Below are 731 nucleotides of genomic sequence, written 5' to 3' on the forward strand. Positions count from 1 at the left end.
GACGGGCAACGCCGACATCCAGCCCAGGCCTCGCGGAAGACGCAGGGAGAACCAGGCCAGGGCAGTGCCGACGACCAGCGCCAGCACCACGGCCCCGACCGTGAGCACGATCGTGGTCCCGATCGCCTGCCAGATGAACGGATCAGTGAACGCTGTGGTGAAACCGTTGTTCAGCGCCGACCGGTCGACGATGAAGTAGATCGGCCGCAGAACCAGAAGTCCGACGAAGACAACGAACAACACCACCCCGAGGGTCCAAAAATGGACGGGTCGAACCCGGAAACGCGGCTTCTGCGACGCACCCGGCGCGAACGGAACGCCTGGACCGGGCCCAGCCGTTCCGTGATCGGAAACCTGGATGTCCGAAACGCTCATCTGCCCGCCCCAGCTTTCTGCTCCAGCGCGACATCGTCGTGCGCCGGCTGGCCGGTTCCCGCCGAGCCGGTCGGACTGGTGGGGAAGAGCTTGGCATCACAGGCCGAGAAGATCACGGTGGTTCGAGAACCGGGTTCGAAGCGGTGCGCTCCCTCCCCCGTGAGTGGGATACGGCTCGAGACAGACCGACCATCGACGAACTTGACCACGACATCGACAGAGGCGCCCCCATACTCGACATCGGCAATCGTGCCTCCTTCAACACCCATCTCTCCAGGGGCAAGTGAGTCGATAGTGCCCAACCGGATGGCCTGTTGGCGCACGCGCAGGTTCGCCGTTTCCGCCGACACATCGGG

General features: G+C 64.6%; 1 protein-coding gene and 1 pseudogene. Both read right to left on the minus strand.

All coding sequences use genetic code 11. From position 1 onward, the window contains the following. A pseudogene (locus AC1DD5_RS25725) lies at positions 1-375 on the minus strand (hypothetical protein); the annotation flags it as partial. After that, on the minus strand, positions 372-731 hold a 360-nt coding region (locus tag AC1DD5_RS25730), incomplete at its 5' end, for a TOBE domain-containing protein (RefSeq protein WP_477523137.1). The gene AC1DD5_RS25730 and the pseudogene AC1DD5_RS25725, both read right to left, overlap by 4 nt.

Source organism: Paenarthrobacter sp. 10L420, assembly GCF_056395385.1.